We start from the raw sequence: 25,307 nt of genomic DNA on the forward strand, positions 1-25,307 counted from the left end.
GGGTGGTATTGTAGTAGTAATTCGTTTACTTGGAGGCAGTTATGTATAAATTAAAGGTTGCCGGTGATCAACGCTGGAAACTAGTTGCTATCGTGGGGAGTTTAGTTATTTTCTTCGGGGTTTCCAATTCATTGCGGCAATCCGTGACCATGACCGATCACGGTATTGTAACACTGACTTACGCGGCTTCACGGCTGATTCTGGCGCTGGTATTAGGCCTTGCGATGGCTTATTTTTTCAAAAAGGTCAGGATCACTTCACCCGGGTCGATCGGTTATCAACGGCCCATTAGGACGTGGTTAGCCTTGATCCTGTTCTTTTTCATTAGCCTGTTACTGGTGAAACTGGGGGTTATTTTTTCGATGGGGTTTCAACCAGCGCAGCTTTTTAATATTGCCCTGATTGCACTTTCGGCAGGGATTTTTGAAGAGACACTGTGTCGCGGGCTGCTATTTTCCTTTTTCCTTGGCATTTTTCAATCTAAAAACCAGTCGCTATTGTGGACGGCCGTATCCAGCAGCTTGGTATTCGGCCTCCTTCACTTGTCACACTTGTTTAATGGTCAAAGTGTTCAGACAACCATGCAGCAGGTGTTCTATGCTTTCGTGATTGGCATGGCGTTTTCAGCGATCCGTATTTCGACTAACGGTATTTGGGTAGGCTTAGTGATTCATTCGCTGATTGATTTTGATCCAACCATTACCGCTCAGATGCAGGGCAACGGCAACTGGGCCGCCGCCGTGATTGTTTTTACACCGCTGCTGCTCATTTCTTTGGTGTATTTAGTGAAGGCCAATACGTTGATCGACCATCGGCCCGTACTGAAGTTGGGTCAATAAACCACCGGCTGATCAGTGAAAGTCGTATAATGGAGGTATTCTAACTATTAATGGAGGCCAACATGACAGAAACAAACCATTTTTATGAGACCTTTCAACCTAGTCACTATGACTTATATCTTGATATTAACCGGGAAACCAAGCTGATTTCCGGTAAAACCACGATTACGGGGAACGCCTCGCAATCTGCTATTTCACTGCATCAAAAATTTTTAAAGGTCACCGCTGTTGAAGCAGACGGCCAAGCAGTTGATTTTAAACTTGATCAGCCAGCTGAAGCCATCCGCATCAACTTGAAGCAGGCCGGCGAGACCACGCTGACGGTCACTTATACGGCGCCGTTGACCGATTCCATGATGGGAATTTACCCGTCGTACTACGAAGTGAACGGCGAAAAGAAACAGATTATTGGCACCCAATTTGAGACGACCTTTGCGCGGCAAGCGTTTCCTAGCATTGACGAGCCCGAAGCAAAAGCGACCTTTGATTTAGCCATTAAGTTTGACGAGCATCCTGGCGAAACGGTTATCAGCAACATGCCGGAAGTCCGTACGCAAGACGGTGTCCACTACTTCGATACCACCATGAAGATGTCCACGTACCTGATCGCCTTTGCGTTTGGTGAGCTGCAGACAAAGCAGACGAAGACCAAGAGCGGGGTTACGGTTGGCGTGTTCGCTACTAAAGCGCATCAGGCTAACGAGCTGGACTTTGCCTTGGATATTGCGAAACGGTCGATTGAATTTTACGAAGGCTTTTACCAGACACCATACCCGCTGCCGCATTCATGGCAGTTGGCGCTGCCTGATTTCTCCGCCGGTGCCATGGAAAACTGGGGCCTGGTCACTTATCGGGAAGCCTACTTACTCTTAGACCCAGACAATACCTCATTGGAAATGAAACAGTTAGTTGCAACCGTCATTGCCCATGAACTGGCTCACCAGTGGTTCGGGGATCTGGTCACCATGAAGTGGTGGGACGATCTGTGGCTCAACGAAAGTTTTGCTAACATGATGGAATACGTGGCGGTTGACGCCCTTGAACCTGACTGGCACATCTGGGAAACTTTCCAGAACAGTGAAGCACCCATGGCCTTGAACCGGGATGCTACCGACGGCGTTCAATCCGTTCACGTGTCGGTGGAAGACCCAGCGGAAATTGACGCGCTGTTTGACAGCGCCATCGTTTACGCTAAGGGTGCCCGGATGCTGGTGATGGTACGTTCACTCATTGGTGATGATGTTTTACGCAAGGGCTTGAGAAAGTACTTTGAAGCACATCAGTACGGTAATGCTACGGGGGCTGACTTGTGGTCAGCACTGGGTGAAGCCTCTGGTCTAGATGTTGGCGCCATTATGAACTCCTGGCTGGAACAGCCTGGCTATCCGGTAGTCGACGTACAGGTGATCGATGGTGAACTGACCTTGAAACAGCACCAATTCTTTATCGGTGATGGCAAGGATGCCAGCCGTCTGTGGCAGGTCCCGCTGAACAGCAATGATCCACAAGCACCAGTGATTTTTAAGGATGTTGAATTATCATTAGGCAGATACGACGATGTCCGCAAACGACTCAATGAACCGTTCCGCGTGAACGTTGGCAATAACTCACACTTTATCGTCCACTATGATGAAACCTTGCTGAACGATATTTTGGCCCACTTGGATCAGTTCGACGCCATTACTCAGCTGCAGTTGATGCAGGATCTGCGTCTGTTAGCCGAAGGGCAGCAGATTTCCTACGCCAGCATCGTACCATTGCTGAAACGGTTTGCTGACAGCAAAGCTGCCGTGGTCATCACCGCGCTGTACAGTTTGGCCAACAACTTGAAGAAGTTTGTTCTGCCAGATTCAACCGCCGAAAAGCAGTTGCAGCAGCTGTTTGATCAGTTAAGTTCGGCACAGGTCAAGCGGCTTAGCTGGCAGCCGGTAGCTGGTGAATCCAACGATGATCAGCTGGCGCGGCCAACCATTTTGAGCGCGGCTTTATACGCCCAGAACAGTGATGCCATTGCGGATGCCCACCAGATTTTTACGGCTAACCAATCACGGCTGTCGACCTTATCCGCAGATGTTCGCGGCCTGGTACTGACCAATGAAGTCAAGCACTACGGTAGCAAGCAGCTTTTTGATCAGCTGTTAGCCGACTATCGTCAAACGGCAGACGCCAGTTACAAGAGCAGTATTCGCGCTGCTTTGACCAGTACGCCGGATGCCGGCTTGATTGATAAAATCATTGCCCAGTTTGAGAACGCGGATGTCATCAAGCCGCAAGATCTTCGTGGCTGGTTCCGTGGCGTGCTAGTTAATGCTCACGGTGAACAGGCTGCCTGGGACTGGATCCGCAACGACTGGCAGTGGCTGGAAGACACGGTTGGCGGCGACATGGAATTTGCCACGTACATCACGGTCATTACCGGTGTCTTCAAGACTGCTGACCGTCTGTCAGAATTCAAAGCCTTCTTTGAACCGAAAATTAACACGCCAGGTTTGACCCGTGAAATCACCATGGATATTAAGGTGATCGAAAGTCGGGTAGCGTTGATCGAAGCTGAAAAAACGGCTGTGAATCAAGCAGTTGCCAACGAAGTTAAGTAAATAGATAATACAAAGAGCCACTAGTGTGTTCAGTCGTTTGACTAATACACTAGTGGCTCTTTGTATCAATTTGTATCGACTTAAATTTATCACTCGTTAAGTAAGCCGATTTAAGGTAATCTATTAATAGTAATTTGGCCTATTCCTCTGCACCAAAGCTGAGGTCAGCCATGGAATCCTCTAGTTCTTCCACTAAATTATTTTGCTCGATCAACTGCTTCCAGGCTGCTGGGTTCTGTTCACCGCGCAGTTGCTGACTGATTTTACCGTGGATTTGTTCAATGAATTCGCTGTACAATTTGTCAGCTTGCCGTTGAATAATGGCACTGTTGTACCGCCGGGCGGGTGCGCGCTTTAAGTTTTCGTCGTTCAGGTAGGGCAGGGCCTTCTCCGTAAAAAGGGACTCGACTTGGCTATTAGCTGCTAGGTACGCTTGTAATTCCGTGGGATTCAATTAATTCACATCACTTTCCGAACGAATGTTCTTTTCTAATAGTATAGCCGAAACGTGACGATAGATAAACAGGAGAAATAAAACGATGAAACGAATTCAGCTGCTGCTATGCGGCCTATTCCTGATTGCAATGATTGCCGGGTGCACGCCCAGACGGGAAAGTGGCTCTACAGCTAACCAACAGACGGATGCATTAATACCGAAAACGAAATATGGTTATCAGCAGGAACGGGTCGATCAGCTGGCGAAGTTTGTTTCAACTAGTCTGATTAAACCAACAGGTGTTCTTAGTCAGAACCAAACCGGCGGTGATAGCGACTTCCTCCTTTCTGAATCAGCAGGGCTGTGGCTGATTTACCTTGCTCAGTCTGGTAAAAATGCCCAGTTTCGGGCAGTATATCGTCAAACGGTTAAAAATTTCGATTCGAATAGCTTGCTGATGTATCGGCTGCAATTAGCCCCTAAGCGGCGTTCTAAGGTAAATGCCACGCTGGACGATTTACGGGTGATTCGTGCTCTAAGCTTATACGCCGCCCAAAATCATGATGATCGGTATCAAGAAAAAGCAGCTCGACGGTTTGCTGATCTAAAACGAAAGGTTGGTCGGGCTGGTCAGTTGCGGGATTTCTATGATAGTCATTCTCATCAAGTCAGTTCATTGACCTCGCTGGCTTATTACGATTTGCTGACACTGAAGATATTCGAAACACAGCAAGCTTATAGTCGACAGCTACAGCTGGTGCAGCAGGGCTACCTTGGTTCACAGTTTCCACTATATGCTGCCAACTATGACTGGTCGCGCAAGCAGTATTCACGGCAACCGCTGAATACCTCGGAAGCGCTATTAACACTCTTGCATCTAGCGGAAGTGAAGCATTTACGCACTGAATCGTTGCAGTGGCTGAGCCACCGGGTGACTAGCAGGACGTTATATAACCGGTATCAGGTCAGCGGTGCGGTGAGCAACCGGGAAGAATCGGCTGCCAACTACGCCATTGCCGCCCGTATTTTTGCTGTTACCAAGCATCCGCGTTTATATCAGCTGGCGATGAACCATGTTTGGCGGTTTCAGATTCAAGACCGACGTTCAAAGATTTGGGGCGGACTGGGCGATGCCAACCAATCAGTCAGTTATGCGTTTAACGATCTACAGGCTTTGATTGCCGCCGGCTACTAAGGTCTGGACCACTATATTACAAGTCCTGGTGAGAAAATATTTTGGCTCAAGAGCATGGTAGAATGAGGGTAACTTATACGTAGGAGGCAGCGATGATGGCAAAGATGAAGGCATCTCAAGCACTGGTAAAAGAATTAGCTAATTGGCACGTGGATCACGTTTATGGTATTCCTGCTGATTCACTGATTGACGGTTTTGCAGCCGAACAGGATCTGGTGAAGTACATTCAGGTTCGCCACGAAGAAGTGGGCGCCTTGGCAGCTGCAGCGGAATCAAAGCTGACCGGTAAAATTGGTGTGGCTTTGGCCGCTGTAGGGCCGGGTGCCATTCATCTGATATACGGCCTGTGTGACGCCAAAATGGACCACACCCCGATGCTCGTGATCATTAGTAACGTTGCCACAAGCATGATCAACACTCACTATCTGCAGGATATGGATGAAGATGAACTGTTTGCCGGGCTGGATACCTTTCACCGCCAGGTCAGTGATGCCAAACAGGTTCCGGGAACGATTCGAGCAGCAATTCAAGCGGCTTATGAAACGCAGTCGCCATCGGTGGTGATCATTCCGGATGACTTGGCGAACGTGACAATTGATTATCAGGCCCTGCCGGTTCGCAGACTGCCCCAACCAGTATTTGCGGGGGCCGATGAACAAGTGAACGAAACCATTTCGCTGATCAAACAGGCTAAACGACCAGTTATGCTGGTAGGTACCGGCATCCGTCATGCCCAGTCAGAAGTGGTGGCGTTCTCGAAGAAATTCGGTCTGCCGGTGATCACTACCGCACCAGCCGTGGGGTACGTGCCCAGTAATTTTGTGAATAATCTAGGACCGCAGGGGACAATCGGGACGCAACCGGCTTTTGAAGCGATGCACATGGCCGACCTGGTCGTCATGGTGGGGACCAGTTACCCGTTCATGAGGTTTATGCCCGGCGACATTAAAACGATTCAGATCAATCACCGTGCTCAGGCTTTGGGCGAACAGTTCCCCGCGACACAGATGGTGCAAGCGGATGCCAAAACCTACTTAGCACAGGTGATCAAAGCCGAAAATGAGGATGCACCAGAAAGTCAATTTTTGCAGGCTTGTCACGCTGCGCGTAAAAACTGGCAGGGCTACCTCAACGAACGGGTAGCTGCACGGCCTGATGGGCTGCTGACACCCGAAGCTGTGCTGCGAAAAGTGGCTGAGTTAGTGACCGATGACACCATTTATGGCCTGGACATTGGTAATAACACCGTGTGGTCAACGCGGATGCTGCCGTTTGGCGATGGTCAGCAAATGACCATGTCTTCGTGGTTTGGCGCCATGGGCTATGCGTTATCAGCCGGGATCGCTGCTAAATTAAGCTACCCGAACCGTCGAGTGATCACCGTTTCCGGTGACGGCGGTTTTTCAATGGTGGTGCAAGACCTGCTGACTCAGGTACAGTATCAGCTGCCAGTAATCAACGTCGTTCTTGAAAACGGCGGTTACGGGTTTATTCGCCAGGAGAAAGCCAAGACCGGTCAAAGTGATTACGCCTTAAAGTTTATGAACGCTAACTGGGCCGGTGTTGCCGAAAACATGGGTGCCGTTGGTCTACGAGTCACCGATGATGACAGCTTGAAAGCGGCGGTCGAGACGATCAAGCAGCACCTGGCAGCCGGTGATAAGCGGCCCGTCGTGTTAGATGCCGTGGTGACCGATGAGGCGCCGTTAGACACCAGCACCATGAAGCTGGATCCGGATAAGTATTCTGACCGGATGATCGGCCAGTTTCGGGTGAAGAACCACTTGGACGGCGACCGTTACCCATCATTAAGACGAATCTTAAACCGCATTGAAGCAAATAATGCAAATAATTGAGACTGGAGCGAATCTATTAAATGGAATTTACGTGGACAGTAAACGACACTGGCTTATCAGCAAAGCAGTTTTTAGGCCAGCATGGCGTCAGCCACCGGATGTTTACGCAGTTAAGCCAGAGCAACGGACAGGTACTGGTGAACGGTGTCACTGCAAAACCGGCCGTCAAAGTGCAGCCAACTGATAAGGTGACACTGGTGGTGCCGGTGGAACCGGCCGATCCCGAAGTGCCTGTTAGTACAGAACCGCTGGAGATCGTCAGTGAAGATGCCAACACGCTGGTGGTCCTAAAACCGGCTGGACTAACTTCAGTGCCTGGCCCGAGCAACCGGACGGATACCTTAGTCAACCGGGTCAAAGGACATTTAGCAGCAGCTGGTGATCAAAATTTAGTACCGCACGTCATTACCCGCCTGGATCGCGATACCAGCGGCTTGGTACTGATTGCTAAACACCGGCTAGCAAATTCGTGGCTGAATCAGCAGTTAGCAGATCACCGTTTAAAGAAGCGCTACTTAGCCATCGTCAGCGGTCAGCTAAGTCAGAATCATGATTTGATCGATGCGCCGTTAAAACGTTCTGCTGATGGTTTTGATCAGATTGTGGCACCAGACGGCAAGTCGGCTCAGACTGAATACTGGGTTCGTGAGCACAGTACCAATTGGACCTTGGTGGAAGTTTTACTGCACACCGGACGGACGCATCAGATTCGGGCACACTTTCGCTCGATTGGGCACCCGCTGCTTGGTGACGAGCTGTATGACGGCCCCAGAGACTTGATCAGACGTCAGGCATTGCACGCATACCAATTAGACTATCAAGACCCAGTGACTGGTCAGGCACGTCATTTTGAAACCGAATTACCAGCTGATATGTTAAAAATAATTAAGTCTGTCGGTTGAAAAATTATGTAGGCCAATGCATGATTATCTGAGTAATGCATGATGAAAATGGTGGCAATTTAAGAATTCATCTCATAGTGAACTTTTAAGTGTAAAACGCTTGATATTCCCTAAAAATTCTGTATTATGGCTATTATAAAAACCACTAAGGAGTGAATTTAATGACAACTAATGATGAGTCACAGCAGGCGATTGCAAAGATTTTGGCCCAAATGGACGAGAACCTTTCTGAATTATCGTGGTTTGACTGTGACCTTAAAGATGAGAACTTTGTGAAGCACATGGCTGAAATGAAAGCGTCTTTAAAAGCTGCTAAAAAGCCATTTGTGGACAAGGACTTAGTTACAGAATAGACCGTTGCTGGAGACATCTGTTTGTCGCCATTAATTTGAAATACCTTACTCGGACGATTTCCAAATGGCGCCCATCGTAAAACAGTCGTTTTGCGGTGGGTGTTTTTGCGTTAAAATATTGGGGAGGGGAGTGACGAACCATGGCCGAAAACTTAATGGTACAGTGCATCGTGGACGGCAAAGAATACCGAGTTGACGAAGGGGTGTACCTCGCTGATCTGTCCACTGCGATTCGGCAGCGGGTCAAACACGATTATCCCAAAGCAAAGGTGACTGATTTTATCTGTGGCCACCATTTACTGAAGTATCGGTTAGCTAACGTGGATGCAATGATCAACTCTGATCTCAAACAAAGCCACAAAATCAATCGTAAGTTGACCCGGGCGATGCAAAGCGACGACTACGAAATTACTGATGTTAACGAAACCCTCAATAAGAGCCTGACGTTTGGCGAACGGGTAGCGGATAACGTGGCTCGCTTCGGCGGTAGCTGGGGCTTTATCGGGATCTTCGTGTTCGTACTCATTTCCTGGATGCTGGTTAACGGGCTGCAATTGTTCGGCGTTCGTTTTGACCGGTTTCCGTTCATCTTACTTAACTTGGTATTAAGCTGCATTTCAGCGATTCAAGCGCCCATTATCATGATGAGTCAAAACCGTTCGGCTGATCGTGATCGGATGGCCGCTGAAAACGACTTCCACGTTAACCTGAAATCGGAACATGAACTGCGTATCCTGCATGCCAAATTGGATCATCTTTCTCAAAATCAGATTCCCCATACCCTTGAAATTGAAAAACTGCAGATTGAAATTCTTTCTGAGATTCATTCAGAGCTAGCGGAATTGCGGCAGGATAGGGAGTAGGAAAGAAGTCTATATTGATAAAAATTTCATTTGGTTTCTTGACTTAAAGACAATTTAAAGCTTGCTTTTGTTCAATACTTTAATCTAGTCTAAACCTGCGCCACAACTCAGATTCCGGCCATTTAACGCAAAAAAGCGTATTCCGACAAAGTTCGACGGAATACGCTTTTTTGCGTTAAATTCTGGAATCTACCGAGTTGTGGCACACTCTTGTTATTTTATTGATTAGTCATCAAAGGTTTTTAGTTTACCGCGAAATTGCTCAATGTTGGTGTAGCCCTTTTGGTTCATGATGTCCTTCAGCTCTTGAGACAGCCGGTCAAAGAGCTTGGTCCCTTCGTAGCCGAACTGGGTGCCAATTTGGACCATGGAGGCCCCGCAAAGAATGTGTTCAAACACATCGACCCCGTTTAAAATACCACCGGTACCGACGATAGCGATTGCCGGCTTCAGTCGCAGTGCCAGACCGCGCACGTTAGCTAAGGCGGTCGGTTTGACAGAGGCGCCGCCGATACCGCCAAAACCGCCTTTAGGACGGATGACGACTTGTTCCGAACGGGGGTCAACGACTAACGCGTTGCCGATACTGTTGATGGTGTTCACAAACGTAAGGTGGTACTGATTCAAGATGGCCGCGATTTGATCAAAGTGAACCAGATCAAAATAGGGCGGCAATTTGACTCCCAGCGGTTTGGTATAAAACTGAAAGACTTGGTCCAAAACGTCGTTGACCCGGTCGAAATCATAGCCGACCTGAGGCTTGCCAGGAACGTTCGGGCAGGATAGGTTTAACTCCACGAACCCGTTAAATTCGGACTCCTGAATCTGGTGCAGCATGGCTAAGTTGTCTGCTAAACTTGTGCCAGCTACGGAAAGAAAGTTGGTTGCTTTGGGCCGCTTGTGCTGATCGTCGATCACGTAATCCAAGTAGTAATCTAAACCGTTGTTGGGTAAACCCATGGAATTAATGCTGCCCTTGTTCAACGTGTGCATCCGCGGTGAGGGGTTACCCGCCCGTTTTTGAGGGGTGGCACTCTTTGTCACGTACGCGCCGGCACTAGAAGCCACCAGTGCATCCAAATCCTTTTTGTTTTGGCAGCGAATCCCCGCTGCATTCATCATGCAGTTCTCGAAAGTTCTGCCGCCAATACTCGTTGCTAAACTCGTCATCAAAAATCAGCTCCCTGTCTGAATTTATTTGGTATTCAATTGCCGTTAACTTTACCGTATAAATTTGTCAGCGTCAAGGTATCGCGGGCTTTCAAATCATTACATTTAGATTAACTTACGACGTTTCGGTCATTTCCACGGTAATTGTGCCGCAGAACTGGTAAGATAGAGCGTAAATGTTTAAGGGAGGTAGAATCAGTGAGTGAAAATGACAAGCCAGCTTTAAAGCTTGGCGACGATAAGTTTGCTGAGATGATGCTGTTTTTAAAGACACCGATCAACCAGCAAAATCACCGGGACTACAAGTTTGGAGACTCGGAACTACGGGAGTTGCAAGAGGGTATCTGGGCTATGCCAGCGTATCTGGAAGACGATGATCCTTACAGCTTATTTTTCCTGTTCACAACGATTGATAGCGGCGAAATGGTGGTCGCTTTTGCGGAAGGCACCCGGCAGGATAAGCAGCTGAAGTTAGGCCAGCCGTTAACGACCGGTGCCGGTCTGAACAGCCTGTTTGCTCAGCAGGAAAAGCGGGCACAACGGGTATTAAAGTTCTTAAACGATATTTCCCGTGCCGATGAAGCAGAATGGCACCAAATTGTGGATTAAGGTATCTTTAGAAGGCCGGTTGACAAGTTCAACGGGTAAATCTATACTGAATTCAAATTGAGAAACCTTTTAAATTTAGTCCCGTGAGGCTAATAAAGGGTCGGCGCTGGTAACAGCAATCAACCACGACACCTCTATACCTGCGGGCATAGAGGTGCTTTTTTGTTGTCCAGATCAATGACACTGCAGAATGCGAGACGGGAGTGGTTAAGTTGTCAAAGAATGGGTTAGGACGGGTTCCAGCAATTCCAATGAATGCACGGCACATGTCCTACTGGGATATGTTTGCAACCTGGGTCGGTGCCAACGCCAATAACGGCACGTGGTATATTGGCGGTGTGATTGCGGCTTGCGGATTTTTGACGGCGTCGACGACTTTGATTGTCACCGGTATTATTTCGTATTTATTGCTGGCAGCCGCCAGTTATATGGGCTACAAAACGGGTCTCACCGCCATGACGCTGACCAGAGCGTCCTTTGGGCTGAGGGGCAGTCTTTTACCATCCGTGATCAATTTGATTCAGTTTATCGGCTGGGCAGCGGTGAATACTTTTATTGCGGCCACTTCGATGAGCTATCTGTTCCACGATCTGTTCGGCTGGCCAGTGTATGGTAAACCCGGCGGTACGATGGGGCTTGCTATTGGGATCATTGTGATGAGTATCTTTCACCTTCTCAGTATTTCCCTGGGACAACGTTCCGTTCAGCTGATCGAACGGATCGGCATCGTCTTGGTCTTCATTTTTGTGATTTGGGAATCCATTGTCGTTTTCAAAACGGTGTCCTTCCATGAAATCTTGAACTGGCAGCCGCCGCATAACTTAAAAATGACGCCTGGAGCGGCAATCGATGTGTTAGCAGCCTTTAACTTGGCATGGGTAACGGCTGCTAGTGACTTTTCCCGGTTTACCGGAGTTAAGAAAAACGCAACGCAGGCGTCTTTCCTCGGCGCCAACCTGGGACTATTCTGGTTTGCCTTTATTGGGGTGATTGCTACGATTGGAACTGCCATTACGCTCAATCACTTTAATCCCAACGATTCAGATCCCAGCACGATTGCCAGCAAGCTGGGGCTCGGTTTTTTAGCCATGATCGTGATTATTTTAACCAGTACCACGGCTAACGCGGTGAACTTGATGTCAGCCGGGTCAGCACTAACGAATATGACCCGCCGGTTGAGCCTGAGGGTCAGTTTATGGGTGGTAACGTTGGTGGCAACCGCCGTTACCTTCCTGCCCATCTTTGTAGCATCGTTTTTAACCATTTTTGAAGCCTTTTTAAACGGTATCGGGATGGTATTAGGACCGGAAATCGGTATTTTCTTAGCGGACTACTTCTGGCTGCGTCACCGTCAATATGACATCGATGATTTTACTAAGGTTCATGGTCAGTATTGGTATCGGGGCGGGGTGAACTGGATCGCCATTTTCGTGTGGGTGGTCTCAGTAAGCTGCTATATCGGTTTAAAACACGTGGCAATCATTGCGGACACGATTGGGGCAACTTTCATTGTGATTGTTGTTAGCATGGTTCTGTATGGCTGCCTCATGAAATTCACACAAAAGCAGGGTGAATAGGTTCCCATCAGAGATTGATAATGTTATTCTTACTATAGTGGTAGGATATGACTGATCGATACTGGAAATACTTTTGAAGTTTTGTCTTTAAATGTAGTTTGATAAACGTCGCTAGTCGCTAAACTTGACAGATTTGCCATGGATGGCGCTACAATGCGCTTTGAGTGTTCAGTGTAAGCTGAGCCAGTAATCGTATCTGATTGACGGGTAAGTGAAAATTAAGAAATTGATTTTCTCAGTGCCGGTTGGTCACCCTATCACTCGGAAGGCGCCTTCAGTGAAAAACTGAGGGGGCCTTTTCGCGTAGAGTAGAGTGTGAAACGAGGCGTTTAGGGACCGGAGTGTAAGGGCGCCATACCGTAAATCCCGGGTTTGGATTTATGGTATGGCGCCCTTACATGCAGGTCCCTGCCTCGTTGAACACGTTTCAGCTAGATAAAATTAACGCACGTAAATCCCGGGTTTGGATTTATGGTATGGCGCCCTTACATGCAGGTCCTTGCCTCGTTGAACACGTTTCAGCTAGATAAAATCAACGCACGTAAATCCTGGGTTTGGATTTATGGCAGGCCTTCCTTACATGCAGGTCCCTGCCTCGTTGAATACGTTTCGGCATAGCCAAAGCCATGAAAAAAGTGAAAACAATGAAACCATTTTCAACTTCAAAAAGGGGTACCAAAGTGTCAAGCTGAGTAGCTTTATTGGCTCAAAATCAAGGTAATCCCAAGCAACTTCAGCACGATTCACAGGCTAAAACCAACCCTTAGCCCCCAACCTGTGAATTAGTGAATTTAATGGTACTGGCCTTCTCATTACCAGAATCACGCTAAAAGCGCCACTTCCCCTGCTTCACAATCTTCGTGAGAAAACCATTTTTTTACCCGCTTACATCGCTAGCCTAGCAGTCTTTAAAAATTAGAGAAATCTTAATGGAATTATTAGGAAATTTCTGAACGATTTTGCTAGACTTCTTTGCAAATAGAAGGTAAGATATGAAAATCTTGTGAAAACAAAAAGGGGTGGAACAAATGTATTTACGTCGCGCAGAAATGAAGGATTTACCACAAATCGAATCAATCATCCAGGATGGGAAAACTCACCTGGCGGCTCAAAACATTGATCAATGGCAGGGGGGATATCCCAATACCAATTCGCTGGTTAATGACATTCAAAATGGTCACACGGTAGTTCTTGTTGAAGGCTACGAAGTGTTAGGTACGGCTGCGGTCGTGCCAGCACCAGACGAAAGTTATCAAGGCATTGATGGCGAATGGCTGACGCACGACGATACGTACGTTGCCATCCACCGGGTAGCAGTGTCCGCTCATCATCGCGGCCAGGGCTTGTCCGGCAAACTTTTTGCTGCCATTTTCAAAGAAATCGAAGCGAATTCTTCTGTTAAGGGGATTCGAATCGACACGCATCCGGATAACAAAGGCATGCAGCACGTTATCGACAAGTCTGGGTTTACCAAAACTGGGACGGTTGAAGTTTTAGCTGACGCTGAAACGACGATTCGCGATTATGCTTACGAAAAACTAACGACAACTGGGTTGCTTGTTAAAACCCATTAATATGACGAGAACGCTTGCCAATTGGCAAGCGTTTTTCTTGTTTTTAAGCCCCTAACTTAATCGGGGCTTTCCCCTAAAAATGTGATATTATTGTCTTCTAGGGAGGAATCAGTATGGCTGAAGACGAACACATGTCAGGTAGAAAGTTTTTCGCGGTTACCGTACTTAATAGTGCCATCACGATAGTGGAAGCGGTTGGTGGCCTGCTGTCTGGTAGTTTGTCCTTGCTTTCTGATGCCTTCCATAACCTCGGTGATACCTTTTCTGTTATCATCAGCTACATTGCACACCGGATCAGTTTGCGGGATGAAGATGAACGTAACACCTTTGGTTACGGACGGGCGCAAATTTTGGCAGCCATGCTGAACGCCGTTTTACTGATCGTAGTCTCTATTTTTCTTGTGATTGAGGCTATTAAGAGGCTTACCCATCCAGAAACGATCAATGGCGAACTGATGATGACGGTTGCCATTATTGGCTTAATCGCCAACTTAGCTTCAACTGTTTTAATGCATCGTGGTGCCAAACATAATTTGAATATGAAGGCCACTTACCTGCATTTTCTAAGTGATACGTTATCGTCAGTTGGTATTATATTCGGTGCTGCGATGGTTCAGTGGTATAATGTTGTTATCATTGACCCGATCATCACGATAATTGTGGCCGTTTATATTACCTGCGAGTCGTGGCCAATTGTACGCCACACGATCACCATTTTGATGCAGGGTGCTCCCAAAATTGACTACGACACCGTTAAGCAAGATCTAATGCAAATAGATGGTATTACCAATGTTCACCACATTCACATTTGGATGATCGATGAAAATCGCATCATGTTTTCAGCTCACATTAATATGCGTGATATGCTGCTCAGTGAAGCTGAACCGATTTACCATCAGGTTGAAGAATTACTGGCGAAGAAGTATGGTATTTGTCACGTGACGCTGCAAGCGGAAGATCTCCGCGGACGCGGTGAAGAAATGATTTTGAATGAAGATTTAAGACAGCAACTTTTAAAACGGCAAAATGAAGAATAACAAGGAGTAAATTAACTATGACACCCATGAAAGAGGATTATTTAAAAATTATCTTTGAACTTGGTGGCGCAAGCGAGAAAGTTTCTAACAAGCAGATCGCCATTAGTCTTAACATTGCGGCTGGTTCGGTCACTGAAATGATCAATAAGATGGTTGAAGAAGACCTCGTCATTCACGAACCTTACGCCGGCATTTCGCTGACTGACAAGGGCCGTTCAAAAGCGGTGACGCTAGTTCGTAAGCACCGTCTGTGGGAAACGTTTCTGGTTAAAAAGTTAAACTATGCCTTGCCTGATTTGGACGTTGAAGCTGAGAAACTGGAACACGTCACTAGCGAAAAGCTGGCAAATGCGATGGATGACGCGCTGGATCACCCTAAGAAGTGTCCCCATGGCGGCACGATTCCGGATCGTAACGGTCACTTCGACAGTGAGTCCCACTTGATCTTAAACGCCGCTAAGGATGGCGAAATCGTTACGGTATCACGGTTTATCGATAACCATGACCTCCTGACGTACTTGGGCGATATCAAGCTGGACATTGGTGATAAGTTAAAGGTCAACAAGCATGATCCTTTTGAAGGACCGGTGTTAGTGACCAACTTAACCGATAATCTAGAGCTGACCATCGGTTACAAAGCAGCGCACTATATTTTCGTTGAACGCGACAAAAAATAAGAAGCTAGCCCCCATGAATCAATGGGGGACTAGCTTCTTTTATGATTTCAGCAGTAATAGCAGTAAGAGTGCATTTACCAGGGCGGTTAACAGCGGCCCAGCGGTTTTGAACCGGCTGATCTTCAGGCCGATCAAACCGTCAAACAGCTGCACTAAGATCATGGCAGTCGCCAAGGTGGTTAAATAGGGCCGTGAAATAAAGATGATGAGGCCGATTGAGACCACGAGCAGAGCTAAGCTCCTGGAAACGGCGTATTTAGCGGTGGTCAGTGAGCTGCCGGCCTTTTTCTTGGCTGAGCTATAGGCTTCAATGGAAAAGCCGAAGCTGACGGCGGCGCTGATCAAGGTAAAAATGGCACAAATATAGTAAGTCAATGAAGCGTTCCTCGTTTCTAAAGTTAAGAATCAGTCTTTTTGGGTTACACGGTATGTCCGATCACAAAACTGATACATAGAATCACTAATACGATGGAAGTGATCCAGACGTAGAGCGTGTCGTGTTCTTTATAAAAAGCGTAGATGGAAACCACCACACGCAGCACGGGCGTCATGATCAGGCAGAACATGCCGACCATCATGACAGCGTAAGGCTTCAACGCGATGGTGCCGGCAACGATGCCCTTAATGGTCGTTGGCTGATGGCCGACTGGATAACCGCCATTGCCGCCGTTCATTAACAGCAAGATCAGGCCAAATAGCATGATGACGGCAGCAACCGCGACGCCAATCTGCAAAATGCGGCCAATGATGCCTTCAATGTGTGCCATTTCAGTTGCGGTGGCCCTTCTTTGATGTGATTGATCGTCCATGTGTTAACCTCCAATGATGCCTTTATACAGCATTTGCAAACCGATAAATAAAATGACGGGAATAAAAATAATGCGGATCACTCGGGCTGGTAAGACCTGCATCACACGCGAACCGATCACCGCGCCGACTAGGATACCTAGGGCTAATGGCACCGCAATGTTTGGTAGAATTGAACCGTTGAAGAAGTAAACGGTGGCACTAGCAGCAGCGGTGACGCCCATCATCAGGTTACTGGTAGCCGATGACGGTTTTAACGGCATCTTCATAAAGGTATCCATAGCGGTGACCTTGAAGGCACCAGAACCGATGCCTAACATTCCGCTGGCTAGACCGGCACCCAGCATTACTAGAAAGCCTTGGGGAACTTCTTCAACTTGATAAGTAACTTGCTTAAGGGCCGCTTTATCATAATACGACCCGTTTAACTTCAGTTTGGTGGCAATTTGGTCAGGCTTGACGTTGGTCATGACTTCTTGACCGCGTCTTAATTTGCGCCACATGTTCCAACCAGAAAAGACCAGTAATGCGCCAAACAATAAGTAGAGGTATTTCGGATCCAGGATGCCGGTTAAAAGGGCACCGGAGATCCCGCCGATAGTGGTCGCAATTTCAAGAAACATAGCTACTCGCAGGTTTAATACATCGTCTCTCAGGTAGGCAATGGTTGAACCGGAACTAGTGGCGATCACCGCGATGATACTTGCCCCAATGGCATATTTGATATCTAAACCCATCATTAAAGTCAAGATGGGTGTAATGATGATCCCGCCGCCTAAACCTAGAATTGCGCCGGCAATCCCGGCAAATAGACCGACGCCCATCATTATGAGCATTGTTTGAACCATGATAGTTTCCTCTCTTGAATAGCAATAAAATATTCCCCACCAACTTTAGCATACTTTCCCCTATCTTGGTACGTGTAAAATGAAGCAAGCGTGTGACGCAGGCTAAGGCGATATTCAAGTAGTGAACTAAAGCACATTTAGACGGCGTTTTAGCATAAGATCAGCTGAAGCCCTTATCAACATAAACTGGTGCCGCAAGTCCTACTATTTCTAAATTTTGTAATAACAATCCCAAATTCAATATCAGCCATGTGATAATGTATGCTATACTCAATTTCGCAGTGTTAAATCGTTAACCATATTGGGAGGAAGCAACAATGATTATTCAACAAGAACGGGACCGGCCGTTTCGCTTGCTAGTCAGTGGCGGCCTGTTTGCGTTTTTAGCAGCTGTCGTCATGGGACAGTCTGGGTTATTGGAATTTATCGATGGGGTCCTGATTGAAGTTGTTCAAAAGCATCAGTCCGGCGCCAAAGAAGTGCTGATGAAACTCATTTCGTTTTTAAGCAGTCCAACGTTTGATATCTTTTGGGTGCTGCTGATTGCCTTTCTGCTGTGGGGGTTCAAGTATCGGATCCCCGCACTGTGGGCACTTGGAACTTTGTTTGGCGGCGATATTATCGCAACGCTAGTCAAACATATTGTTCAGCGGCCGCGGCCAATTGGTCATTTGGCCAGCGACAACGGTTTTAGTTTTCCTAGCGGGCACGTCTTCGGCATGACGCTGGTGATTGCTATTTTATGGATCGTGGTTGTACCGATGATTGAAAAGGATTGGCAGTTAATTTTGGTGAGAACTATCATGATTATTTGGTTGATCCTGTTAGCCTTATCCCGCGTCTACCTGGGAGCGCATTATCCAACTGATACCATTGGTGCAATCCTTTTAGCGTATGCTTGGTTGCAGATCTGCGAGTGGTTATACCTCTGGCTGGCGCCTAAGCTACTGCACGTCAAATTGTTAAAGCGATCGGTATACTAATTGTTAGCTGATTTTAAAAAGTGAGAAAATAAAAGCAATGGCCGCGGCCATTGCTTTTTTGATGATTCATCTTACAGTGTGGTGTTCAGCCACTCTTCGGCCAGTTTTAGCCAGTGAGCAACGTGCGGCTGGTTAGCATCACGTTTCCAGGCCGTCAAATGATTGGCCAGTGCCAACCCGTGTGGGCCGTGGCGGAAAACGTGGAGTTCAAAGGGGACCTTAGCTTGGCTTAACGCATTAGCATAGGCCAAACTATTTGCAGATGGTACCAGCGGATCATCTGCCGTTGTCCAGATAAAGGTGGGTGCGTTGTTTTCTCCGACGTGTTCGTCAGCCGCGATGGCGTCCGGGTCATCGGTCCACTGCGCAAGCATGCCCTCCTTAACCGGAAAGCCTAGCTTGGGACTGATCACCGGGTAGCCCAGCAGAATGGCTTGGGGCTGCATGGTGTCAGCAGCAACGCCAGCTTGACCGGCTAGCCATTCCGAATGCCAGTAATCATTGTAGAGCGCAGCAACGTGGCCGCCAACTGAAAAGCCGGCAATAGCAATTCGATCGGGGTCAACAAGCCAATCGGCAGCATTTTTTCTCAAGCGGGATACGGCCCGCGCCAATTCAACTAGCGGTGCTGGGTGCAGCGGCTGTTTTTCATCGACAAAGCTGTAGCGTAAATAAAAGGCCTGGTACCCCAGATTTGCAAAGGCCATCGCCAGTGTTTCTGACTGCTGTTCGGGAATGTGGGTGTAGGAACCTCCGGGAACAACAATGATCGCGGGGTAGACTTGATCCGGATTATCAGGATCTTTTTCCCGTAAGTAACCCTGTAGATAAGCGGCAGTATCGCTGCCGAGCGATTCTTTAACGATTTGCATAGTCATCATCCTAATTGTAATCTATAATGAAACTTAACCAAAGAGTGCGTTAACAAAACTCAATAAGAATAGTTTAACGCATTTTTGACTTGAGTAAAAAGGGAACGATTGATAATGCCTACAATACATACACAACGACTAATGATGCGCCAGTTTGTGGCGTCCGACTTGGACGACTATTACGCCATCGTTGGGGATCAAGAAAATGCAAAAGCAGCGGGTTTTCAGTACGCGCGTCGTAGGGAAGACGCAGATTATCTTCTGCAAACTGCGATTAAGCAGGAAATGGTGTTTGCCATTGTGGAAAGGGTCACGCAGCGGGTGATCGGCAGTATCGGCCTTTATCCGAAACTTGCCGAAAACGGTGAACGGGAACGGGGGGCAGCGGAGATCGGCTACGTTTTAAACCGTTCCTACTGGGGACAAGGCTACATGACGGAAGCTGCGGCGGGCTTAGTTAAGGCGGTTTTTAATCAGCAATTACTGCAAACGATTTGGGCCAGTTTTTTGAGTGAAAATACGCGTTCCAAACGGGTACTCGAAAAACTCGGCTTTCACTACTTTGACGAATTTACGCATTCCAAGTATGCCTTGTATCAGCCGGGAAAAGTTGAAGTTGTTTATCGGCTGGACATTAACCAGTGAAGACTGCTTGCATTTTAATCTGGAACGGTTTAATATTGAAACCATCAAAAGAAGAGGCGCGAATTAAATGAGTCGCTTTCACGAGAACAATCAGGTTCTGTGACTGAAAGTAAAAGGGTAATTCGCCGAAGCTCAACGTGACTGATAGCACGCGGAGCTGGGACCAGTTTTAAGAAGGCTGGGACTGTCGCAGCGATGTGTTGCGGAGAGCTTCCTACGGTAGAATGACTTCAGGTCGTCTCGCAGGTTGCTGCAGGCGGCCTTTTTTATTGGCAAAATAAGAATGAAAGTGAGTGTCGGTAATGGCGAAGCAAGCAAGTAGCAATGGTGACAATCAGGTCAAGCGTGAGCTTAAGACCCGTCACCTTTCAATGATCGCGCTGGGCGGCAGTATTGGAACCGGGTTATTCGTTGCCAGTGGGTCAGCAATTTCAAAGGCGGGCCCTGGCGGTGGTCTGTTAGCCTATGTGGCTTTGGGGGTCATGGTTTATTTCTTAATGACGTCTTTGGGTGAAATGGCAACAAACATGCCCGTATCAGGTTCTTTTTCAACGTATTCAACTAAGTACGTCGATCCGGCATTAGGTTTTGCAATGGGCTGGAATTATTGGTTTAACTGGGCAATTACCTTGGCGGTGGATATTAGTACCGCTGCGTTGGTGATGAAGTTCTGGCTGCCTAACGTGCCTGGGTGGATCTGGAGCACGCTGATTCTAGTCATGATTTTTCTGATTAACGCCTTAACCGTTAAGGCGTTTGGCGAAACGGAGTATTGGATGGCGATGATTAAAGTTGTCACCGTTGTCGTTTTTCTGGTTGTAGGTTTTCTAACCATTTTTGGCATCATGGGCGGACACGCAGTTGGTCTCACTAACTTTACCTATAAGCAAGCGCCATTTGTAGGTGGGGTACCCGCAATTTTAAGCGTGTTTGTTGTTGCTGGGTTCTCCTTTCAAGGGACTGAACTAGTGGGAATTACAGCCGGCGAATCAGCAACGCCGGAAAAGAGTGTTCCTAAGGCGATTAACCAAGTCTTCTGGCGGATCTTGCTGTTCTACATTCTGGCCATCTTCGTGATTGCTTGTTTGATTCCGTATACCAGTCCTAAATTATTGGGGTCATCTGCCAGCGATATCGCAATCAGTCCATTTACGCTGGTCTTCCAGAGGGCTGGACTTGCGGCTGCGGCTAGTGTCATGAACGCGGTCATACTGACTTCCGTTATTTCAGCGGCAAATTCGGGGATGTATGCTTCTTCACGGATGCTATATTCGCTATCCTTGGATCATTTCGCGCCGAAGTACTTTCAGCATACAACTAAGAATGGTGTGCCGTTGCGGGCCCAAGCTGCAACGACGGTGATTGGCGCCATTGCATTTATTACTAGTATCACAGGGCCGGAAGTTTATACCTGGCTGGTTGCTGCTTCTGGGCTGACCGGGTTTATTGCTTGGGTAGGGATTGCCATTTCCCATTTTCGGTTCCGTCGAGCCTTCATTAAACAGGGCCATCAAGTATCCGAACTGAAGTATCATGCTAAATGGTTCCCGTTTGGGCCGATTTTGGCTTTGGTCCTTTGTATTTTAGTGATCGTCGGCCAAAACACAACGGCATTTGCTCATTTTGATTGGGAGCAAATTGCGGTGACTTATTTGAGTGTGCCGCTGTTCTTTATCCTATTTGTCTGGTATAAGATCAGCCACCACACTCACTTGATCCCGTTGGATAAAGTGGACGTTGCTCCCCACAAACGTGAGGAAGTCGAGTCTGAAGAGTAATTTAACACCGAGAAACGCCATCCTTTTTGGAGGGCGTTTTTTATTTAACACAACATATTGCATTTACCGCTAGCCATGATACAATATGAAGTACTGACTTTTGAGGTTAAAGGAGAAATTATTAATGATCGTACTTTCAGGAACTATTGGGGCCGGCAAAACCAGTTTGACCCATTTGCTTGCACATCACTTAAATAAACCAGCTTATTATGAATCAGTAGAGGATAACGAAATTTTACCGTTGTTCTATAAGGATCCTAAGAAGTACGGCTTCTTGCTGCAGATCTATTTTTTGAACAAGCGTTTAGACAGCATTAAAGAAGCTGCCAAGGATGACGAGGCTGTTTTAGACCGCTCCATTTTTGAGGATTCACTATTATTCAAGCTCAACGCTGATTTAGGCCGTGCAACCCAGACTGAATCGAATATTTATAATTCTCTGCTTCAAAACATGATGGAAGAGCTGCCTAACACCGACGAAAAAAAGAACCCTGACTTGTTGATTCACATCAACATTTCGTTTGACACCATGTTGTCCCGCATTAAGAAGCGTGGGCGGTCATACGAACAGGTTGATAAGGATCCAAGTTTGTACAACTACTATAAGGAACTCGATGCCCGTTACGTGGACTGGTATAACCGGTATGACAAGTCACCGAAAATGGCAATTAATGGTGATGAATTGGACTTTGTGGAAGATCCAAGCGCCCAGAAGAAGGTGCTTTCATTGGTTGATCAAAAAATTGCGGAACTGAATCTGTAGTAATTTGGTTGCTTTTAGAGATTAAATATTCTACAATGAATGCAATCATAAAACGCGATGTACCTTTAAGTAGATGCTCAGAGAGACGGGTTGCTGAGAACCGTTCATCGAAACTCCAGTACATTAAAGCGGACAGTTAATCCTGTACGGTTGATCACCGTTACCGACATAGAGTGTGTGGCTTAGGCTGCAAACTTGGGTGGTACCGCGAGCTTTCGTCCCAATATTTTGGGGCGGAAGCTTTTTTTGCGGGCCAAAAAAGATGAAGGGAGCAGTAGTTATGATTGATTTAAAGTTAGTACGAAACGAAACGGATTTTGTTAAGGAAAAGTTAGCGACCCGCGGGGTTGAGGCGGCAGAAATTGACGCCTTGCTGGCAGCTGATCAGAAACGGCGTGACCTGATCGTTAAAAGTGAAACGATGAAGGCCAGCCGTAATCAAGTATCTGACGAAATTTCGCAACTGAAACGCAATAAAGAGGATGCATCGGATAAAATTACGCAAATGAAACAGGTCAGCGCGGATATTAAAGCCTTGGATGAACAGTTGACGGAGGTTGCTGACGACGTTTACGATAAGGCTTCCCGTCTGCCTAACATTCCTAACGATAACGTTCCCGTTGGTTTAACTGAAGACGGCTCCGTTGAACTGCGTAAATGGGGTGAAATTCCGGACTTTGGTTTCAAGCCTAAGTCCCACTGGGAAATTGGCGAGACTCTGGGAATTTTAGATTTTGAACGTGGTGCTAAGGTTTCTGGCAGCCGCTTCCTGTATTACATCGGCCAAGGGGCCCGTTTGGAACGTGCGCTTTATAACTTCTTCCTGGATGAAAACGAAAAGGCTGGTTTTACCGAAGTCTTACCGCCGTACATGGTCAACAGTGCTTCCATGTTTGGTACTGGTCAGTTCCCTAAGTTTACTGAAGACGTTTATTCACTGAAGGAAGCCGACGAAACGCTGATCCCCACCGCGGAAGTACCGTTAGTCAACTACTATCGTGATGATGTCATTGATACTGATAAGTTACCGGTTAAGTTTACCGCCTTAACGCCTGCCTTCCGTTCTGAAGCAGGCAGTGCCGGTCGGGATACGCGAGGCCTGATTCGGCTGCACCAGTTTAATAAGGTTGAAATGGTGCAGTTTACGAAGCCTGAACAGTCGTGGGATGCGTTGGAAATGATGACTAACCACGCTGAAGACTTGCTGAAGAAGCTGGGCTTAGCGCATCACGTGATTACGTTGACCACCAGTGATATGAGCTTTACTGCTGCTATGACTCATGACCTTGAAGTCTGGATTCCGTATCAAGACAAGTACCGTGAAATTTCGAGCTGCTCGAACTGTACCGATTTTCAAGCGCGTCGTTCGCACATCCAGTATCGCGATGATAATGGCAAACTGCAGTACGTGCATACCTTGAATGGTTCTGGTTTGGCAGTTGGCCGGACCGTTGCCGCCATTTTGGAGAACTACCAAAATGAGGATGGGACCGTTAATATTCCAGACGTTTTGCAACCGTACATGGGTGGTCAAACTAAAATCGTTAAAGAGTAATTGAACCTACTTAAATGGGGCCTGTTCCGACAAAATTGTCGGGACAGGCCCCATTTGATTGAAATGTTCAATAATCTGGACTTATTGGAAACTAAAATGCCCATTAAATACATTTTTATAGAATTAAATGGGTAACTTATTCATTGTCAACCAAATTGGATTTATAAATAATGATGAGAAACAGTCGGGTTTTAAACCACTTTTTAGTTGTCTAATTAAAGCAATTAACGGCAACCAATCCTGATTCTAAAAAGTTCAAAGAAATTAAAAAAAGGGGTAGCTTTTTTTATAGAAGACGTGTAATATAGTTGTTGCAGTTGAAACACAGAACATTTTGCTCTGAATAACTATTCAACAACTTGAAAAAAGTTGTTGACAGCGAAATTGCTGGATGATAAACTATAATAGTTGTTTCAAAGAGGTCGATCATCATTGTTCACCTTTTGAGCATCATCATGGAGGATTAGCTCAGTTGGGAGAGCGTCTGCCTTACAAGCAGAGGGTCACAGGTTCGAGCCCTGTATCCTCCATTGAGCCGTTAGCTCAGTTGGTAGAGCATCTGACTTTTAATCAGAGGGTCGACAGTTCGAGACTGTCACGGCTCATTAACCAGTATCACCATGCGGGTGTGGCGGAACTGGCAGACGCGCTAGATTTAGGTTCTAGTGTCTTACGACGTGGGGGTTCGAGTCCCTTCACCCGCATTCAACTTAATAGCAACATCACTTTCGCCGACTTAGCTCAGTTGGCAGAGCATCTCACTAGTAATGAGGAGGTCGGAGGTTCGAATCCTCTAGTCGGCATTGTGCGGAAGTAGTTCAGTGGTAGAACATCACCTTGCCATGGTGGGGGTCGCGGGTTCGAATCCCGTCTTCCGCTTTTTGCGTTTTTCCTGCCGGGGTGGCGGAATTGGCAGACGCACAGGACTTAAAATCCTGCGGTCAGTGATGACCGTACCGGTTCGATCCCGGTCCTCGGCATTTTTAATAAAAATATATCTTTGCACCCATAGCGCAATTGGATAGAGTGTCTGACTACGAATCAGAAGGTTGTAGGTTCGACTCCTACTGGGTGCATTTTTGCTGTTTTAAACAACAAACGGGAAGTAGCTCAGCTTGGTAGAGCACTACGTTCGGGACGTAGGGGTCGCAGGTTCAAATCCTGTTTTCCCGATCAGGAACCGAACGTGAGAGATCGTCAGAAATGACGGTCTTTTTTTGTGTCTGGTAGTTTAAGTAGGTGCCGGAATAATTAACGTCAGCGACATTTTTTGGGTCATCGTCAAATCGTATTGATGGTGTCTCATAAGCGCAGTCACATTTTTGTGACTGTGCTTTTTACTATTTCTGGATTAGTGAAATGCGGTTAAAG

Annotated in this window: 23 protein-coding genes, 8 tRNA genes and 1 riboswitch; of the genes, 25 read left to right on the forward strand and 6 right to left on the reverse strand. The window is 47.1% G+C overall.

All coding sequences use genetic code 11. The features are described from left to right. The first annotated feature begins 41 nt into the window (after window positions 1–41). Together CES81_RS00995 and CES81_RS01000 are read left to right on the forward strand one after the other, a co-directional pair. Complete coding sequence (locus CES81_RS00995; RefSeq protein WP_089120326.1) at window positions 42–839, forward strand: CPBP family intramembrane glutamic endopeptidase; 798 nt, start codon at window positions 42–44, stop codon at window positions 837–839. Window positions 840–901: 62 nt separating this feature from the next. After that, complete coding sequence (locus CES81_RS01000; RefSeq protein WP_089120349.1) at window positions 902–3,436, forward strand: M1 family metallopeptidase; 2,535 nt, start codon at window positions 902–904, stop codon at window positions 3,434–3,436. A gap of 139 nt (window positions 3,437–3,575) precedes the next feature. Here the strand turns inward: CES81_RS01000 and CES81_RS01005 are convergent, their stop codons facing one another. After that, a complete protein-coding gene (locus CES81_RS01005) occupies window positions 3,576–3,890 on the reverse strand; it encodes a hypothetical protein (RefSeq protein ID WP_089120327.1) in 315 nt (104 codons plus the stop codon). Window positions 3,891–3,975: 85 nt separating this feature from the next. Between CES81_RS01005 and CES81_RS01010 the strand changes: the two genes are divergently transcribed. From CES81_RS01010 to CES81_RS01030, 5 genes are all read left to right on the forward strand, one after another. Next, window positions 3,976–5,067 (forward strand): hypothetical protein, encoded by a 1,092-nt coding sequence (locus CES81_RS01010; protein ID WP_089120328.1) that lies wholly within the window; start codon window positions 3,976–3,978, stop codon window positions 5,065–5,067. A gap of 95 nt (window positions 5,068–5,162) precedes the next feature. Beyond that, window positions 5,163–6,923, forward strand: a complete 1,761-nt coding sequence (locus CES81_RS01015) for a thiamine pyrophosphate-dependent enzyme (protein ID WP_089120329.1) — start codon at window positions 5,163–5,165, stop codon at window positions 6,921–6,923. A 20-nt stretch (window positions 6,924–6,943) separates the two neighbouring features. Then, on the forward strand, window positions 6,944–7,825 hold the full coding sequence (locus CES81_RS01020; protein WP_089120330.1) for an RluA family pseudouridine synthase: 882 nt from the start codon (window positions 6,944–6,946) through the stop codon (window positions 7,823–7,825). Window positions 7,826–7,986: 161 nt separating this feature from the next. Then, window positions 7,987–8,178, forward strand: coding sequence for a hypothetical protein (locus tag CES81_RS01025; protein WP_089088861.1), 192 nt, complete (start codon window positions 7,987–7,989; stop codon window positions 8,176–8,178). Window positions 8,179–8,318: 140 nt separating this feature from the next. After that, a complete protein-coding gene (locus tag CES81_RS01030; protein WP_089120331.1) occupies window positions 8,319–9,041 on the forward strand; it encodes a DUF1003 domain-containing protein in 723 nt (240 codons plus the stop codon). Window positions 9,042–9,266: 225 nt separating this feature from the next. Here CES81_RS01030 and CES81_RS01035 read toward each other — a convergent pair whose 3' ends face one another. Continuing rightward, entirely contained in the window at window positions 9,267–10,211 is a 945-nt protein-coding gene (locus CES81_RS01035; protein WP_089120332.1) for a dihydroorotate oxidase, read from the reverse strand. Between the two features lie 198 nt (window positions 10,212–10,409). Between CES81_RS01035 and CES81_RS01040 the strand changes: the two genes are divergently transcribed. From CES81_RS01040 to CES81_RS01060, 5 genes are all read left to right on the forward strand, one after another. After that, window positions 10,410–10,820: a hypothetical protein gene (locus CES81_RS01040; RefSeq protein WP_225356312.1), complete on the forward strand. Its 411-nt coding sequence runs from the start codon at window positions 10,410–10,412 to the stop codon at window positions 10,818–10,820. Window positions 10,821–11,032: 212 nt separating this feature from the next. Beyond that, a complete protein-coding gene (locus CES81_RS01045; RefSeq protein WP_439951262.1) occupies window positions 11,033–12,397 on the forward strand; it encodes a cytosine permease in 1,365 nt (454 codons plus the stop codon). Between the two features lie 1,028 nt (window positions 12,398–13,425). Continuing rightward, on the forward strand, window positions 13,426–13,971 hold the full coding sequence (locus tag CES81_RS01050; RefSeq protein ID WP_089088858.1) for a GNAT family N-acetyltransferase: 546 nt from the start codon (window positions 13,426–13,428) through the stop codon (window positions 13,969–13,971). 113 nt (window positions 13,972–14,084) lie between these two features. Next, entirely contained in the window at window positions 14,085–15,008 is a 924-nt protein-coding gene (locus CES81_RS01055; RefSeq protein ID WP_089120333.1) for a cation diffusion facilitator family transporter, read from the forward strand. A 17-nt stretch (window positions 15,009–15,025) separates the two neighbouring features. After that, window positions 15,026–15,685, forward strand: coding sequence for a metal-dependent transcriptional regulator (locus CES81_RS01060; protein ID WP_089120334.1), 660 nt, complete (start codon window positions 15,026–15,028; stop codon window positions 15,683–15,685). Window positions 15,686–15,724: 39 nt separating this feature from the next. Here the strand turns inward: CES81_RS01060 and CES81_RS01065 are convergent, their stop codons facing one another. Genes CES81_RS01065 through CES81_RS01075 form a run of 3 tightly spaced genes read right to left on the reverse strand, consistent with a single transcriptional unit; the run spans window position 15,725 to window position 17,340 of the window. Beyond that, on the reverse strand, window positions 15,725–16,060 hold the full coding sequence (locus tag CES81_RS01065) for a hypothetical protein (protein ID WP_089120335.1): 336 nt from the start codon (window positions 16,058–16,060) through the stop codon (window positions 15,725–15,727). A gap of 44 nt (window positions 16,061–16,104) precedes the next feature. Beyond that, window positions 16,105–16,494 carry a DUF1634 domain-containing protein gene (locus CES81_RS01070; RefSeq protein WP_089120336.1) on the reverse strand — a complete coding sequence of 130 codons (390 nt, stop codon included), beginning with the start codon at window positions 16,492–16,494 and terminating at the stop codon, window positions 16,105–16,107. A 3-nt stretch (window positions 16,495–16,497) separates the two neighbouring features. Next, window positions 16,498–17,340 carry a sulfite exporter TauE/SafE family protein gene (locus CES81_RS01075; protein WP_089088853.1) on the reverse strand — a complete coding sequence of 281 codons (843 nt, stop codon included), beginning with the start codon at window positions 17,338–17,340 and terminating at the stop codon, window positions 16,498–16,500. Between the two features lie 317 nt (window positions 17,341–17,657). On the opposite strand from CES81_RS01075, the gene CES81_RS01080 reads away from it, so the two are divergent. Then, on the forward strand, window positions 17,658–18,323 hold the full coding sequence (locus CES81_RS01080; protein ID WP_089088852.1) for a phosphatase PAP2 family protein: 666 nt from the start codon (window positions 17,658–17,660) through the stop codon (window positions 18,321–18,323). Between the two features lie 71 nt (window positions 18,324–18,394). On the opposite strand, the gene CES81_RS01085 is transcribed toward CES81_RS01080, so the two are convergent. Beyond that, window positions 18,395–19,195, reverse strand: coding sequence for a lp_1002 family arylesterase (locus CES81_RS01085; RefSeq protein ID WP_089120337.1), 801 nt, complete (start codon window positions 19,193–19,195; stop codon window positions 18,395–18,397). Between the two features lie 114 nt (window positions 19,196–19,309). Here CES81_RS01085 and CES81_RS01090 point away from each other — a divergent pair, with 114 nt between their 5' ends. The 12 genes from CES81_RS01090 to CES81_RS01145 all read left to right on the forward strand — a co-directional run bounded on the left by CES81_RS01090 (window position 19,310) and on the right by CES81_RS01145 (window position 25,109). Next, window positions 19,310–19,840 (forward strand): GNAT family N-acetyltransferase, encoded by a 531-nt coding sequence (locus CES81_RS01090; protein ID WP_089120338.1) that lies wholly within the window; start codon window positions 19,310–19,312, stop codon window positions 19,838–19,840. Window positions 19,841–19,883: 43 nt separating this feature from the next. Further along, window positions 19,884–20,061: riboswitch (Lysine riboswitch) on the forward strand. Between the two features lie 81 nt (window positions 20,062–20,142). After that, a complete protein-coding gene (locus CES81_RS01095; protein ID WP_089120339.1) occupies window positions 20,143–21,618 on the forward strand; it encodes an amino acid permease in 1,476 nt (491 codons plus the stop codon). A 124-nt stretch (window positions 21,619–21,742) separates the two neighbouring features. Then, window positions 21,743–22,381: a deoxynucleoside kinase gene (locus CES81_RS01100; RefSeq protein WP_089120340.1), complete on the forward strand. Its 639-nt coding sequence runs from the start codon at window positions 21,743–21,745 to the stop codon at window positions 22,379–22,381. Between the two features lie 280 nt (window positions 22,382–22,661). Further along, window positions 22,662–23,936, forward strand: a complete 1,275-nt coding sequence (serS, locus tag CES81_RS01105; protein ID WP_089120341.1) for a serine--tRNA ligase — start codon at window positions 22,662–22,664, stop codon at window positions 23,934–23,936. 457 nt (window positions 23,937–24,393) lie between these two features. Next, a tRNA-Val gene (locus CES81_RS01110) sits at window positions 24,394–24,466 on the forward strand. Window positions 24,467–24,468: 2 nt separating this feature from the next. Next, window positions 24,469–24,541 (forward strand) — tRNA-Lys (locus CES81_RS01115). A 17-nt stretch (window positions 24,542–24,558) separates the two neighbouring features. Then, window positions 24,559–24,640: transfer RNA gene (locus tag CES81_RS01120), tRNA-Leu, on the forward strand. Window positions 24,641–24,666: 26 nt separating this feature from the next. After that, window positions 24,667–24,739 (forward strand) — tRNA-Thr (locus CES81_RS01125). A gap of 4 nt (window positions 24,740–24,743) precedes the next feature. Further along, window positions 24,744–24,815: transfer RNA gene (locus CES81_RS01130), tRNA-Gly, on the forward strand. Between the two features lie 15 nt (window positions 24,816–24,830). Continuing rightward, window positions 24,831–24,916: transfer RNA gene (locus CES81_RS01135), tRNA-Leu, on the forward strand. A 22-nt stretch (window positions 24,917–24,938) separates the two neighbouring features. Then, window positions 24,939–25,012 (forward strand) — tRNA-Arg (locus tag CES81_RS01140). A gap of 23 nt (window positions 25,013–25,035) precedes the next feature. After that, window positions 25,036–25,109 (forward strand) — tRNA-Pro (locus CES81_RS01145). Window positions 25,110–25,307: the final 198 nt, after the last annotated feature.

It is taken from the genome of Secundilactobacillus pentosiphilus (assembly GCF_002217985.1).
Lineage (GTDB): Bacteria > Bacillota > Bacilli > Lactobacillales > Lactobacillaceae > Secundilactobacillus > Secundilactobacillus pentosiphilus.